Source organism: Tumebacillus lipolyticus (assembly GCF_042682745.1).
GTDB classification, from domain to species: Bacteria; Bacillota; Bacilli; order Tumebacillales; family Tumebacillaceae; genus Tumebacillus_A; species Tumebacillus_A lipolyticus.
The window spans coordinates 282344-299042 of sequence record NZ_JBHUIO010000002.1 but is presented as its reverse complement, the minus strand read 5'-3'; the positions used below and the strand labels follow the sequence as shown (position 1 = coordinate 299042).

The 16699-nt window shown below is 58.9% G+C and carries 1 protein-coding gene; it reads right to left on the bottom strand.

What is annotated here, in order from left to right; genetic code table 11:
- Positions 1–64: 64 nt before the first annotated feature.
- The gene (locus ACFSOY_RS00845; protein ID WP_386043393.1) at positions 65–16666 is read right to left on the bottom strand and encodes a non-ribosomal peptide synthase/polyketide synthase; all 16602 of its coding nucleotides are present in this window, start codon (positions 16664–16666) and stop codon (positions 65–67) included.
- Between the last annotated feature and the right edge of the window lie 33 nt (positions 16667–16699).

Below are 16699 nucleotides of genomic sequence, written 5' to 3'. Positions count from 1 at the left end.
TTTATCTTCCATTTGACAGGACACAGACGACCGTGCCCTTCGGTGAGAATTGCGAATCAAGAAACTAGTGAGTCTGTTTAACGTTTACGAAGCTGTGATGAAAGTCCTGCAACCTTGCGGATAGGTGTCTCCCCACCTCATGCACGAACGGTTGTTCCATCAGTTGGCTGTGTTCACCAGGGACTTCTTCAGACGTGACAATCGCAACTCGCCCAGCCCATCCGAGCGTCAGGTCAAACTGATACCCTGCACCCTGTTGCTCGATGTACGCTGCTGCGCTTTCGATGGCGACCAGCAGGGTCAAATGCCCTTCGTACGGTTGAGGCTCGTAATTTTGCTGAGCGGTGATGTTATGTTTGAAGACGTTGTAGCTGCGATAGATCGTCGATAGATCGACCCCTTTAGGGATCAGATTCTGCTCAGTCCCCCGTTCAAACAGAACGCGGATGACCTCCGCTTCGGGAAGGTGTCCAGACTCGATCAATTCGGTGATGTCTTCACCGAGCGTTCCTGCCCAATGGTTGGCAAACATCAGGAGGAAATCTTGCTCATCTCGCTTTTCCCGCTCGCTTTGCCAAGTCGGCATCGGGGTGTCGATCAGAATCAGGTCGGCGACCAGCTCCCCTTGTTCATGCAGCTGTCGGGCCATCTCGTAGGCGACAACGCCACCTAGCGACCAGCCGCCAAGCAGATACGGCCCAACGGGCTGCACCGCTTTTAAGCTTTGAATGTAGAGGGTCGCCATCTCTTCGATGCTCTCTAGCGGCTCCAAGTCGTCGGCTACTCCTTGTGACTGCAGGCCGTAGACGGTCTGCTCTGACCCTAGCTCGCGAGCCAGTTCCATGTAGGCGTGTACCATGCCGCCGCCAGGATGGATCAGGAACAGCGGACTGCGCTGGTTGTCACTGCCCTTTTGCAGTTCGACGAGGCATGCGGGCAGGACGGCCTGCTGTCCTTGACGCAACGATTCGGCCAGCTGCTCGATCGTGCCGCTCTGGTAGAGGCTCTGCAAAGTCAACTTTTGACCGAAGCGCTTTTGGATCTCCGACATCAGGCGCACCGCCAGCAGCGAGTGCCCGCCGAGCGAGAAGAAGTTGTCATGAATCCCGACTTCGGAGAGGTCGAGCAACTGTTTCCAGATCTCCACAAGCTCTGCTTCGACCGCGTCTCGCGCTGCCACCCATTCCACTTCGCGCACGACAGCGCTGTCGTCCGGTTTGGGCAAGGCACGGCGGTTGACCTTTCCGTTGGCGGTCAGTGGAATCGATTCGAGCACGACAATGGCGGACGGCACCATGTGCTTTGTCAATTTGCTTTGCGCATAGGCTCGCACTTCTGCCATGTCGATCGCAGCTTCTGCGGCGGCGGTCAAGTAGGCGACAAGACGCTTGTCACCCGGCACGTCTTCGCGGGCGATGACGATCGCTTCTTCCACGCTCGGATGATTGGACAGCACCACTTCGATCTCCCCGATCTCGATGCGAAAACCGCGGATTTTGACTTGGTTGTCGATCCTGCCTAAAAATTCGAGCAGACCCTCCGAACGGAAGCGGACGAGGTCACCCGTCTTGTAAAGCCTCGCTCCGTCCTGTTGAGAAAACGGGTCCTGCAAGAACGTTTCTGCCGTTTTCTCCTGGCTGTTCAGATAGCCCGGGCCGACGCCGATCCCGCCGATGTACAGCTCGCCTGGCACGCCGAGCGGCACATGCTGCATCGCTTTGTCCAACACGTACAGCTTCATGTTGGGAATGACGCGTCCGATCGGGATGTTGGTCACCGCTTCATCTGGTAGTTCGGTGATGAAATGGTGGGTGACATCGTCGGAGCATTCGGTCGGACCATACGCGTTGATCAGCCACGCTTTCGGATAGTAGGTCAGCCATTTGCGGCAGAGCTCTGGCGGCAGCACTTCACCGTTTGGAATCATCCAGCGCAGGGCGCTCAAATCAGGTTGTTGGGCAGCGCGCAGAGCAACTTCGTCGATCATCGCCCGCAACAGAGACGGCACCGTTTCGACGATGGTCAGCTGAGATCGCTCCATCTCTTCGAGCTGTTGGGCTGGATCGAAAGCAATTTCGTCAGGCAAAATGTGCGTGGCGGCGCCGACCATCCAGGCGGTCAACAGCTGCCAGACCGAAATGTCCACACATTGCGAGGAGTTCTGGGCAATGCGATCGTCTGCGGTCACGGTCAGATCATCCACTTTGGCGAGCAGATGGTTGACCATCCCTTTGTGCTCAACCATCGCGCCTTTCGGTCGCCCTGTCGATCCGGAAGTGAAGATCACATAGGCGCGATCGTCAGGCGTGACCTCATAAGCTGGCGTCTGTGCGCTCTGCTCAAGGATCGCGGCGTGCGCTTCGTCGAGGCAGAGGACAGATGCTTCAGTTGAAGGCAACCGATCGACCAGTGAACGATAGGTCAGCATCACCTGCGGCGAAGTATCCTCGATCATGAAGGACAAGCGGTCGTGCGGATATTTTGGATCGAGCGGGACATAGATGCCCCCCGCCTTGAAGATCGCAAGCACAGCCACCGCCCATTCTATGGTGCGTTCTCCGAAATAGCCGACGAACAACCCTGGTTTGACACCGAGTCCTTGCAGGTGCCGCGCCAGTCGGTTGGCAGACTCTTGCAGCTCCAGATAGCTCATGCTCTCCCCAGCAAAGACCAGCGCGGTGCGCTCAGGCGTCCGCTCTGCTTGACGATCGAACAGCTCGTGCGCACAGAGGTGGTGCGGGTACGGGCGGTGATTGTCGTTCCACCGGTCGAGCAACTCTGCCTCTTCAGCTGAGAGGATGCGGAGGCTGTTCAGCGGTCGATCGGCAGCAGCCACCATCTGGGCGAGCAGGTCGTGCAGATGGGTGATCATCCGTTCGACCGTGTCGTCATCATATCGCAGACAGTCATAGGCGATCTTGACGATCAACTGCTGGCTGGGAACGATGGTGACCGTAAGCGGATAGTTGGTGATCTCGTCTGCGCTGACTTCGATGATCATCAGCTCATCATCTTGGCTGACCGACTTTGCGGTCTCCTGATCCACCGGATAGTTTTCAAAGACAAAAATCGTGTCAAACAAAGGCTGACCGCGCGGCACATCGCTCCACTCTTGCACGTTGACCAGCGGCGCATATTCGTATTGTCGCATCTCCGCTTGCTGAGTTTGCAGCGCCTGCAAACAATCGGCAAGCGAAGTGTCTCCTGGCAGGTTCAGCCGGACGGGCAACGTGTTGATAAACAGCCCGACCATCGTGTCAACGCCTGGCAGATCGGCAGGACGGCCAGAGACGGTTGCTCCGAACACCACGTCCTCTTCCCCGCTGTAGCGGCTCAGCAAGAGCGCCCAAGCTCCCTGTGCCAGCGTGTTCAACGTCAATTGCTGCTGTTTGGCAAACGATTGCAGCGCGACTGTCAGATCGGCTGGCAGCGCCGTCTTTTGCTCAACATGCCGCACTTCCCCTGCGGTCAATGCTTTTCGGCCATTCTCGACGCGCAGGTCTGTCGGAGCGAGGAAGCCTGCCAGCTGTTTGCGCCAGTAGGTTTCCGCAGCCGATTCGTCCTGTTCCTGCAACCAAGCGATAAAGCTGCGGAAAGGGCGTTCCGCATCGGCGGGCATCGCCTGTCCAGAGCGTATCGCCCTGTAGGCGCTGAAAACTTCTTTAAATACCACCGACGTTGACCAGCCATCCAGAAGCAGATGGTGTGAAGTCCAGATCAAGCGCATGCGTCTGTCGCTTTGGCGAATCACGGTCAGACGCATCAGCGGCGCTTCGGTCATCTCAAACCCGCGTGCCGCATCTTCGCGCAGGAACTGTTCCAGCGAGGACGCTTGCGTCTGCTCAGACTGCTCGCGCCAATCGAGCACGGTCATCGGGACGCTGCACGTGCGGTACACCGCTTGCAGCGGCTTGCTCGATTCGTTCCAGAAAAAAGCGGTGCGCAGAATCGAGTGACGTGTTAGCACAGCGTTCCACGACTGTTGCAAGGCGGCGATGTCGAGCAACCCCTCAACCGCGATTTTCAGCTGGGTTACATAGACGCCATCGGTCGGCGTGAGCAAACTGTGGAACAGCATGCCTTGCTGCATCGGGGAGAGCTCGTACACTTGCTCAAGATCGGACGCGTTCCTTTTCGCTTCAGAAAGGAAGCGGTCGAGCTCCGCCTGCGTCAAACGCGCCTGCGGGAAGTCGGACGGCGTGTATCCACCCGCCTCTGGTGACACGCAGTGTGCGATCACAGCCCGCAGTTTGCGCAGGAACTCATCTGCCAGACCCTCGATCGTCTCGACGTGGTGAACGTTGGTCGAGTAGATCAGGTTCACCTGCAGTTTTCCGCCAGCGACGAGACTGGTGATGTCGAGCAGATGGCTGCGCTTTGCGCCCGGACTCTGCGCAAGGCCGCTCGGGGTTCCGGCAGCCACTTGGAAGAACGATTCCTCCTGCTGATCACTTGTTGTGTCAAACTGTCCGAGGTAATTGAAGGAAACCTCAGGCTGCGGCAGATCGGCCAACTGTTGACGCAGGTCAGCGTCATCGCTCAGCCAGCGCAGAATCCCGTACCCGATGCCTCTGTTTGGCACGGCGCGCAACTGTTCTTTGACCGCTTGGATCGCAGCTCCCAGCTGACCGTTTTCTGGCACCTGCAAGCAAACCGGGTAGACGGTGGTAAACCAACCGACGGTTCGCGACAGGTCGACGTTGTCAAGAATCTCCTCCCGCCCGTGACCTTCAAAGTGCAGCGGAAGCGAGCGAGAGCCTGTCCAGTTGGCGAACGCCTGCACCAGCGCGGTGAGCAGCAGGTCGTTGATCTGGGTGTTGTACGCTTGTGAAGCTTGTTGCAAGAGGATCTTCGTCTCCTCTGCTGCCAGCGAGACAGAGACTGTAGCGGTGGAGCCGGTCAGATTCAAGCCATCAAGCTTATCTATCGGTAGCGCGCTTTCTTCCTCGGTGTTCGAACGCAGCCAGTAGTCGAGCTCTTGGCGAAGCTCTTCAGTCGCGGCCGCTTGTGGCAACCGTTGTGCCCACTCATGATACGAGGTCGTCTTCCGCGAAAGTCGCATCGATTCACCGCGCATCTGTTGTCGGTAGAGAGTTTCCAGATCTTCGAGCAGGATGCGCCAAGACACGCCATCCACGATCAGATGATGCACGATCAGCAACAGTCGGTCTGGGCGGCTTCCACCAAAGCGGACGTGTACAGCATGGAACAGCTGACCGTTCAGATCGAGCAGACCCTGCCTTCTGTTCGCCTCGGCGAAAAATGCGCTCTCTTGCTCTTCCTCTGCAACAGCGGTCAAATCTAAGCTCGTCAGCGGGACATTTTCCATCAAGTCGGCGTTTTCCTGTTGCCAGCTCCCCGCTTGCTGAGCAAAGCGCATGCGGAGCGCATCGTGGTGAGTCAGCAAATACCTGATCGCATCGCGCAGAGCTTCAAGGTTGGCTGGCTCGCGCAGGGTGAGCAAGATCGGCATGTTGAAATGGTGTAACTCTTGATGCTGTTCCGCAAAGAACTGATGTTGAATCGGTGTCAGCGGCATCTCCCCTGTCACGATGCCTTGCTCAGCAGAGCAGGTTTCCTCGACTGATTCGACCGCAAGGGCGAGCTCAGCGATCGTCTGATGCTCAAACAGGTCCTTCGGTTTGAGGCGAATGCCCTGTTGCGCGGCGCGATGTACGATCTGAATGCTCAAGATCGAATCCCCGCCGAGGGCAAAAAAGTTGTCGTGGATGCCGACCTGCTCGATGCGCAAAACGGCAGCCCAACTCTCCGCCAGCTTCTGTTCGATTTCATTGCGCGGTTTGGTGTACGTCTCATTCGCTTCCCCTGAGAAATCGGGATCTGGCAACTGCTTGCGATCCACTTTTCCATTCGGGTTGAGCGGCATCGCTTCCAGTGAGACGAAGGCGGCTGGAACCATGTAGTCGGGCAACCTCGTGCGCAGATAGCTGCGCAACTCTTCCGCCTGTAACTCCTCCCCATCCACCGCGACGAAATAGGCGACCAGTCGCTTATCACCCGGCACCAGCTCGTAGACGGTGACCAGCGTCTCTTGCACCGCTTCGTGCTGTGCCAAGACCGCTTCGATCTCGCCTAGCTCGATCCGGAATCCGCGGATTTTCACTTGGTGGTCGATCCGGCCGAGGAACTCTAGCGTCCCGTCCGCCTGCCAGCGCACCAAGTCGCCCGTCTTGTACCAGCGCATCCCGTCCTGCAGGATGTACTTGTCGTCCGTCAGTTCCGCTTGGCGGAAGTAGCCACGGGTGACCCCGCGACCGCCGATCTGCAACTCGCCTGGCACGCCGATCGGCACCAGTCGCTGGTTCTGATCGCAGACGCGCAGCGTGGCATGCGGCAGCGGCTTGCCGATCGACAGGCGTTGCATCTGGTCGGTGCGCGAGACGGCGTGATGCGAACAGATGATCGTTCCTTCGGTCGGACCGTACAAGACGTGAATCTGCGCCTTGCGGAACACGTCGTGCATGCTCTTCAGCAGATCGGGTGCGACCGCGTCCCCGCCGATAAAGATCAGGCGCAGGCGGTCGAACGCGGGGTACGCCCCTGCTTCGATCGTCTGTACGATCTGCCGCATCAGGCTCGGCACTGTGTGGATCGCCGTGTAGGTTTGCATGTCCTCCAACAGCCTGTCGATCTCCAGCACCCGCTCTTTGGTGAGCACGACCGACGTACCGCCTGCGAGCAGCGGGTTCATTAGCTCGAACAAAGCGATGTCAAACGCGACCGAGGCGATCCAGGGCATGATGTCCCCTTCGCTGAAGCGGAACGCCTGCTGGCTGCTCGAAAGCACGCTGACCAGTTGGCGATGTTCAACCATCACCGCTTTCGGACGTCCAGTAGAACCGGAGGTATAGATCATATACGCGAGGTGTTCAGGCGTGACCTCGCTGTGCGGAGCGGTCAGCGGAAAGCGTGCGATCGCTTCTCGATCCGCGTCGAGACAGACCATGCGAGCCTGATGGGCGGGCAAGGTTTCCTGAAATTGAGGTGCGGTCACCAGCAAGTGAGCTTGTGTGTCCTCCAGAATCAGCGCCACGCGCTCGCTCGGATAAGACGGATCGATCGGCACGTAGGCGGCACCCGCTTTTAGAATCCCAAGCAGTCCGACGACCAGATCGGCTGAGCGTTCGAGGCAAAGACCGACCAGCGTGTCGGGGCCGGCGCCGAGCGCTTGCAGGTGGTGCGCCAATTGGTTGGCACGCTGATCCAGATCACGGTACGACAGCGATTCCTCCTCGAAGATCAGGGCGGTGCGCTCCGGCGTCTTCGCAGCCTGTTCCGCAAACAGCTGATGCGTGCAGAGCACAGATCGATCATACTCCGCATCAGCAGATGCAGATTCGGCTGCCCCCTCTCCCATTTTTAACAGCAGGTCGCTCTCCGCCTCGGGCAACCAGAGCAGATCGGTGACAGGGCGGGTTGGATCGAGCTCGATCGCTTGCAACAAGGTGAGGAACTGAGCGCTCATCCGCGCGATCGTGCTTTGATCAAACAGGTCGGTATTGTAGTTGAAGCGACCGCTGATCATCTCCTCCCGCTCTTCCATCGACAGCTCCAAGTCGAATTTGACAGTGTGATGCGCGATCTCAAACGGCTGTAAATCCAGTCCGATCAGTTCGAAAGAAGCGCCCGCCCCGTACTGCTGCACGTTGAACAGCGTTTGGAAGAGCGGTGTGCGCGAGGTGTCGCGGGTCGGTTGGATCTCCTCGACCAATCGTTCAAACGGCAAGTCTTGGTGCGCATAAGCTCCGAGCGCCGTTTCCCGCACGCGGGCGAGCAGTTCTTCGAAGCTGGGATTGCCAGACAGATCGGTGCGCAACACCAGCGTGTTGACGAAAAAGCCGATCAAGTTTTCTGTCTCATGACGATTCCGCCCTGCGATCGGCGTGCCGACCACGATGTCTTCCTGACCGCTCAGACGTGCCAAAAGCGTTTGGTAGGCGCTGAGAAGCGTCATGAACAGCGTTGCGCCGAGGCGACGGGACAGCTTTTTCAGACCGAGTGCAGTCTCGCGATCGACTCGGAAGGAGAAATGAGCGCCCCGATGCGTCTGCACGCGCGGGTGTGGACGGTCGGTCGGGAGCTGCAGGGTGGGCAACTCTCCCGTAAGCTGTGTTTTCCAATAGGAGAGTTGTGCGTCATAGACATCGCCTTGCAACCACTCGCGTTGCCAAGCGGCAAAGTCTGCATACTGAATCTGCATCGCCGGCAGCGGTGAGGGCTGTTCGCTGCTGAACGCTCGATACAGTGCGCTCAACTCTTGCATAAAGACGCCCATCGACCAGCCGTCTGCCACGATGTGATGCAAGACGACGATCAAGATGTGCTCCGCATCGTCCAATTGGAGCAGACGAGCGCGGATCAGCTGACCTTGGCTGAGATCGAACGGGGTGTTCGCCGCCGTTTCGATCTCCTGTTGCGCGATCCTTTCCCGCTCAGGCGGTGCTTTTGCGGTCAGGTCGATCAGCGTCAGGCTGAGCGGCTTGGGCGGATGGATGATCTGCACCGCCCGACCAGCCTCGTCAGCAAATGAGGTGCGCAGCGTTTCATGACGGCTGATGATCTCATCGAGCGTCCGCTTGAGCGCAGCGCTGTTCAGCTGCCCTTGCAGGCGCACAGCAAACGGCATGTTGTAGATCGACGTACCGGGTGTCAGATGTTCGACGATCCAGAGTCGCTGCTGAGCAAAGGAGAGCGGCAAATGACCGTCGCGGTTGATCTGCTTGATCGGAGGAGCTGACAGACTCTGTCTGTCATTTTGCAAACGCTCCGCCGCCGCTGCCAGTTCGACGACTGTCGGTGCTTCGAACAGCGTTCGCAGCTGCATCTCGATGCCGAACAGCTCGTTGATCCGCGAGATCACCTGGGTCACCAGCAGCGAATGTCCACCCGCTTCAAAAAAGTTCTCCTGCGGGCCGATCTCCGATCGACCGAGCAGTTCTGCCCAGATGCCGATGATCATCTCTTGAGCAGGGGTGCAAAGCGCCACCTCTTGCCCCGCTTGGGCGACCGCTTCCGGAACCGGCAGTGCTCGGCGATCCACTTTGCCGTTCGGATTGAGCGGCAAACGGTCGAGCGAGAGGAACGCGGACGGAATCATATAGTCGGGCAGTCTTGCTTGCAAGGCGTTGCGAAGCTGTGCCGAAGTGATCGTCTCCCCTGCTTCCGGCACGATGTAAGCGACGAGACGCTTTTCACCAGACGGCGCTGTGAGCGCGACGACGACCGCCTCTTTGACCCCCTCCACAGCGTGGAGCGCCGTTTCGACCTCGCCCAACTCGATGCGAAAACCGCGGATCTTCACTTGATTGTCGAGGCGGCCGAGGAATTCGATCGTGCCATCGATCACGCACCGAGCCAAGTCGCCGGTGCGGTACCAGCGCTCCCCATCTCGCGCCACATATTTTTCCATCGTCAATTCGGGTTGCTGATAGTAGCCGCGGGTGACGCCGTGGCCGCCGATGTACAGCTCTCCCGACATGCCGATCGGCACGGTGCGTCCTTGCGGATCGCAGATGCGCAGATGCACGTGCGGGAGGCGCTGTCCAATATAGAATTTTTCCAACGAAGCGCCCCGTGTCACCTGATGGTGTGAGCAGATGATCGTCCCTTCTGTCGGTCCGTACAGCACGTGGATGTCCGCTTGGCGGAACACAGTCTGCATCTTCTCCAGCAGATCGGGCGGTACCGCATCGCCGCCGATGAAGAGCGTTCGCATGTTGGCAAATCGCGCCGGATCAACCCCCTGCTCCTCGACCGTTTCCACGATGCGGCGCATCAAGCTCGGCACGGTGTGCAGCATCGTAAACTCAGACAGGCTCGCGGTCAGCTTCGGCAGATCGAGCACCTGCTCGCGGGACAGCACGACGGAGGTGCCGCCGGTGAGCAGCGGATTGATCAGTTCAAAGAGGGCGATGTCGAAGGCGGCGGAGGCGATCCAAGGCATCACATCCGTCTCGGCAAATCCAAAGCGCTCTTGGCTCGCCTGCAACACGCTCGCCAAGCTGTGATGTTCGACCATGACCGCTTTCGGGCGGCCGGTGGAGCCGGAGGTGTAGATCATGTAGGCAAGATCGTGCGGGCTTGTGCTGTCGACCGGGTCTGTGCTCGGTCGGTTGGCGATCGCCTCCCGCTCTGTATCGAGGCAGACGACCTGCGCCTGCGAAGCAGGAAGTTTGGCCAACAGATGTGACTGCGTGATCAGCAATGTCGGCTTCGCATCTGCCAGGATCATCGTCAGCCGTTCGCTCGGATGCTCGGTGTCGAGCGGCAGATAGCCAGCACCCGCTTTCCAGATGGCAAGCAGGCTGACCACAAGATCGAGCGAGCGCTCCACATAGAGCGCAACTGGCTGGTCGACGCCTGCCCTGAGCGATCTCAAGTGGTGAGCCAAACGGTTGGAGCGTGCGTTCAGCTCGCGGTAGGTCAAACTCTCCGTCGAGGAGAGTATCGCGATCCGCTCCGGCGTTTGCGCAGCTTGGACAGCAAATCGCTGGTGTGCGCTCCAAGCGGGTGGCGACAGGAGCTCCGCGTCGCTCCATGCGCTCAACAGTTCCTGCTCGGCTGCAGTCATCATCCGCACATCTTGAACGCGCTGTCCCGGCGTTGCCAGCAGGTCGGTCAGGATGGCGAGCAGATGCCCGTGGAGCAGATCGATCGTGCTGTCGTCGTAGCGGGTGCGGTCGTAGGCGATCTTCAATGCGAGCTGTCTGCCCGGCGACGCGCCGACTGTGAGCGGGTAGTGGCTCAGTTCGGCAGTGCTCATGTCGGTGATCTGCAGCTCGCCTGTCAGCTCGGCCGAAGCGGCCACCTCTTGATCCATCGGATAGTTTTCAAAGACGAGAATGCTGTGGAACAGCGGAAGGTCGCGCGGCAACCCGCTCCACGCCTGAATCTGCTGCAAGGGAGTATATTCGTACTCGCTTGCTCGCGATTGTTCTTCCTGCAGCTGTCTCAGGAAGGTCAAGACATCTGTCTGCGCGGACAGCTGTTGGCGGACTGGAAGCGTGTTGATAAACAGACCGATCATCCTGTCCACACCTTCTAAGTCGGCAGGACGACCCGCGACGGTCGCGCCAAACACCACATCTTCTGCTCCGCTGTACCGATGGAGCAAGATCGTCCATGCTCCTTGCACCAGCGTGTTCAGCGTCAATTGGTGCTCGCGCGCCAGCTGTTGGAGGGCTTCGGTCGCTGTTTCTGACAGCGCTCCTCGCAGCTCTGCATACTGCATCTGTCCGTCTGACAACAGGGTTGAAGGACGTTCGACGCCGAGCAGCGTCGGCTCGGCAAAACTTTCGATGCGCGCTTGCCAAAACTGTTCGGCCTGTTCGATGTTTTGTGCGCTCAACCAAGCGATGTAGTCACCGTAGGGGCGGGCCGATTGCAACCGGAGCTCTTGGCCGCTCACCTCTGCACGATAGAGAGCGAACACCTCTTGGAAGACGATCGGCATCGACCAGCCGTCGAGCAGCAGGTGGTGCGAGGTCCAGACCAGCCGCGCTTGGTGATGTCCCGTCTGGATTAAGGTCAAACGCATCAACGGTGCACAGGCTGGATCGAAACCTCGCTCCTGATCGTGACGCAAGAAAGCATGCATCGCTTGTTCCTGCATCGCTTGTTCCTGCATCGCTTCGCTCTCGTTTTGCCAGTCGAGCAGCTCAAGCGGCATCTCCACCTTGCGCAGCACCGCTTGCATCGGAACGCGCCCAGCTGGCTGATGAAATCCTGTGCGCAGGATCGGATGTCGCTCGATCACCGCGTTCCATGCACGCTGTAGCGCGTTCATATCCAACACGCCGCGGAGCGAGGCGCTGACCTGCGTGACATAAACTCCCGACTCCGGCATCAGCAAGCTGTGGTACAGCATGCCTTGTTGCATCGGCGACAGCGGGTAGAGCGTTTCGAGGTTGTGCGGGTCAATCCCCTGATCGTGCAGATGAGCGAGGAATGCATCGAGATCTCGCTGCTCCAACCGTGCCGCTGGGAGGTCGGACGGAGTGAAGCTGACCGTGTCAGCGCGCGCACAATGAGCGATCAGTTCTTGCATCGCTTCGACATACGATTGAGCCAGCCGTTCGATCGTTGCGCGGTGATGGATTCCTTTGGAGTAGGTGACGCTCATCCGCAGCTGACCGGAAGCGATCATACCGTTGATCTCCAGCAGATGTTCGCGCCTGATGCGTTCACTTTTTCCCGAACCTGCTGAAGCTTGGGACAAGGTGAAGCGTGATTTCTCGGCCGATAAGCGGTCTTGGTTTACCTGTCCGAGATAGTTGAACGATACTTCCGGCTGGGGCAGCTCTCGCATCGCCCGCATCAGCTCTGCCCGTCCGGACAGGCTGCGCAGGAGGCCATACCCGATGCCCCTGTTCGGCACCGCCCGCAGCTGTTCTTTCACCGCTTTGATCGCCGATCCTACCTCGTGGATGCCGCTCAAGTCGAGCGCAATCGGATAGGTGGCGGTGAACCAGCCGATCGTCCGCGACAGATCTACGCCGTCGATCACCTCTTCCCGACCGTGGCCTTCTAGCGTGAGTAAGAGGGATGGCTGGCCTGACCACTTGGCAAACGCTTGTGTCCAAGCGGTCAGCAGCAGGTCGTTGATCTGTGTCAGGTAAGCTTGCGGCGCGACTTCAAGCAGCTGTTTCGTCTCTTCGGCGCTGAGCGCGACAGTCACCGTTTCTGTCGATCCGCTCAAATTGTCGCCATCGTGCAGATCGATCGGCAGCGGTGCGTGGCCAGCTTGCTGCAAGCTTGTCCAATGCGCCGCTTCCTGCAACACAGCATCTGTCTGCGCGTAGTCTGCCAACCGCTCAGCCCAGCGTTGAAACGAAGTGGTCTTCGGCGGGAGTTGGATCGAAGCGCCGCTGATACGTTGCTCATAGGCAGTTTCCAAATCTTCTAGCAAAATTCGCCACGACACTCCGTCGACGAGCAGATGGTGAACGACGACCAACAGACGCTCGGGCAGTTCGCTGCCCAGATCGGCGTGAATCACTCGGAACAGTGGGCCCTCGCCAAGATCGAGGCTCGCTTGCCACTGTGCAGCTCGATCGCGAAAAGCGGACTCTCGCTCGGCGAGCGGCAGGTCGGACAAGTCGACGCTCAAAAACGGAATCTCGTCGATGCGATCTGGCAGATACTGCGACCAGCTGTCAGCGTCGCGCAGGAAACGTGCGCGCAGCAGATCGTGATGTTGCATCAGATGTGCGGTCACCTCGCGCATGGCAGCTTGATCGAGGGATTTTTCCGCATCGAATAGCAGCGACATGTTGAAGTGATGCATGTCCTCCCACTCTTGCTCGAAGAACCATTGCTGAACAGGGGTTAACAAAACGGTGCCGTGGACAACTCCTTGCTCTGCCAGTAACGCTTCCCCATCCGTTTGAACCGCCACCTCTGCCAAGCGAGCGATCGTCTGATGTTGAAACAGGTCTCTCGGTTTGAGGCGAATGCCCGCTTGCGCGGCGCGATGGACGATCTGAATGCTCAAGATCGAATCCCCGCCGAGGGCAAAAAAGTTGTCGTGGATGCCGACCGTTTCGCGGCGCAGCACCGACGACCAGATCGCAACTAGCTGTCGTTCCGTCTCGGTGCGCGGTGCGATCTTCTCACTTGTCGTTTCCCCCGCTGTTAACTCAGGATCTGGCAACTGCTTGCGATCCACTTTCCCATTCGGGTTGAGCGGCATCGCTTCCAGCGAGACGAGGGCGGCTGGAACCATGTAGTCGGGCAACCTCGTGCGCAGGTAGCTACGCAACTCGGCCGCCTGAAGTTCCCCCCCATCCTCCGCGACGAAGTAGGCGGCCAGTCGCTTGTCTCCCGACACCGGCTCGTAGACGGTGACCAGCGTCTCTCGCACCGCTTCGTGCTGTGCCAAAACCGCTTCGATCTCGCCTAGCTCGATCCGGAATCCGCGGATTTTCACTTGGTGGTCGATCCGGCCGAGGAACTCCAGCGTCCCATCCGCCTGCCAGCGCACCAAGTCGCCCGTCTTGTACCAGCGCATCCCATCCTGCACGATGTACTTGTCGGCCGTCAGTTCCGCTTGGCGGAAATAGCCGCGGGTGACCCCGCGACCGCCGATCTGCAACTCGCCTGGCACGCCGATCGGCACCAGTCGCTGGTTCTGATCGCAGACGCGCAGCGTGGCGTGCGGAAGCGGCTTGCCGATCGACAAGCGTTGCATCGGGTCGGTGCGCGAGACGGCGTGGTGCGAACAGATGATCGTGCCTTCGGTCGGGCCGTACAAGACATGAATCTGCGCTTGGCGGAACACGTCCTGCATGCTCTTCAGCAGATCGGGTGCGACCGCGTCCCCGCCGATGAAGATCAGGCGCAGGCGGTCGAACGCAGGGTACGCCCCTGCTTCGATCGTCTGCACGATCTGCCGCATCAGGCTCGGCACTGTGTGGATCGCCGTGTAGGTTTGCATGTCCTCCAACAGCCTGTCGATCTCCAGCACCCGCTCTTTGGTGAGCACGACCGACGTACCGCCTGCGAGCAGCGGGTTCAGCAGCTCGAACAATGCGATGTCGAAGGCGACCGAGGCGATCCAGGGCATGATATCCCCTTTGGAGAAGCCGAACGCCTGCTGGCTGCTCGAAAGCACGCTGACCAGCTGGCGATGTTCGACCATCACCGCTTTCGGACGCCCGGTGGAGCCGGAGGTGTAGATCATATAGGCGAGGTGTTCAGGTGTAACCTCACTGTGCGGAGCGGTCAGCGGAAAGCGTGAGATCGCTTCTCGATCCGCATCGAGACAGACCACGTGAGCCTGATGGGCAGGCAAGGAAGCGAGAAGCTGTGACTCGGTCACGAGCAAGGGAGCTTGCGTGTCCTCCAGAATTAGCGCCACCCGTTCACTCGGGTAGGACGGATCGATCGGCACATAGGCAGCACCCGCTTTTAGTATCCCAAGCAATCCGACGACCAGATCGGCTGAGCGTTCGAGGCAGAGGCCGACCAGCGTGTCGGGGCCGGCTCCGAGCGTTTGCAGGTGGTGCGCCAGTCGGTTGGCGCGCTGATCCAGATCACGATACGATAGCGATTCCTCCTCGAAGATCAGGGCGGTGTGCTCTGGCGTCTTCAAGGCCTGTTCTGCGAACAGCTGATGGGTGCACAGACCGGAATATTCCTGTTGATCTTTGGCACCCGCTCCCATGCTCGCAAGCATTGAACGCTCCGCTTCGGGGAGCAAGACCATGTCATGGATGCGCTCGGTCGGATCTTCGACGATCGACCGCAGGATCGTTCGATAATGTGCAGCCATGCGTTCGATCGTGGCAGCATCAAACAGGTCAGTGTTGTATTTAAAAGTTGCTGAAATCCCTTCTGGCAGTTCGGTCAAAAGTAGTTCCAAGTCAAACTTGGCAGTGATGATCTCCAGATTTAAGAGCTCAAGGTTCAGTCCGTCCAACCGCTCGGCACTCACTGGGGCGTTTTGCAAGGAGAACATCACTTGAAAGAGCGGAGAGCGACTCATGTCGCGCTCCGGTTGCAGCTCATGAACCAACTGATCGAACGGCACGTCTTGGTGGTCGTACGCTCGCAGTGCTGTTCGTTTGATCCGTTCCAAGAGCGTTTCAAAAGTTGGTTGGCCAGACAGGTCGCCACGCATGACCAACGTGCCGACGAAAAAGCCGATCAGCCCCTCCGTCTCCTGGCGGTTTCGTCCGGCGATCGGCGTGCCGACCGCGATGTCCTCCTGCCCTGTCCAGCGCGACAGCAACGCTTGATAGGCGCTGAGCAGCGTCATAAAGAGCGAGGCGCCAAGTCGCTTGGACAGCTTGTGCAGTCTGTCGCTCAGCTCGGGGTCGAGCGCGATCGTGTGGAGCGCCCCGCTGTGTGTCTGGACAGGCGGCCGTGGACGATCGGTGGGAAGCTGCAACGGCGCGAGATCGGACAGCTGCTCTTTCCAATAGGACAGCTGTTTGTCATAGGTTGCGCCTTGAAGTGTTGCGCGTTGCCAGGCAGCAAAATCGGCAAATTGAATCGGCAGCGCTGCGAGCGATGAAGGCTTCCCGTCAGCAAACGCCGCGTAAAGCGCAGCAAATTCGCGGACAAAAACGTTACCGATCGACCACGCGTCGGAGATGATGTGGTGCATGCTGAGCAGCAAGACATGTTCCTGCTCTTGCCGTTTGATCAAACGAAAGCGGATCAGCGGGCCGGTGGCGAGCGAAAACGGTTTCTGCGCTTCCTCGCGCAGCAAGCGCCTGATTTTAGCATCCTGCACCGCTTGATCAAAAGTTTGCACATCAAGCACGGCGAGCGGCAGCGTGAGCGAAGGTGCGATCACCTGCACGGGATGACCGTCATCCCCTTTCGAAAATGTGGTGCGAAGCGATTCATGTCGATCAAGGATCGCTTGAAGCGTCTTTTCTAATGCTTGCAGATGAATTCTCCCGGTCAACCGCACCGCAAATGTCATGTTGTACGCGGTGGTGTCCGGGTCGAGCTGATCAAGCACCCACAGCCGCTGCTGGGCGTAGGAAAGCGGGATCGGTTCTGCTCCCTGACGCCGTGGAATCTGATCGTCAGCAGGCGCTGGCTGTTTGGTCATCGCCAGCCGCTTTTCCATCATGGCTCGTTGTTCGGGAGTGAGTTTTGACATTCGTTCCCAAAAGTCAGCTTTTGTATCCATTTGGCGGGCCCCCTCTCACTGTTGAATGAATAA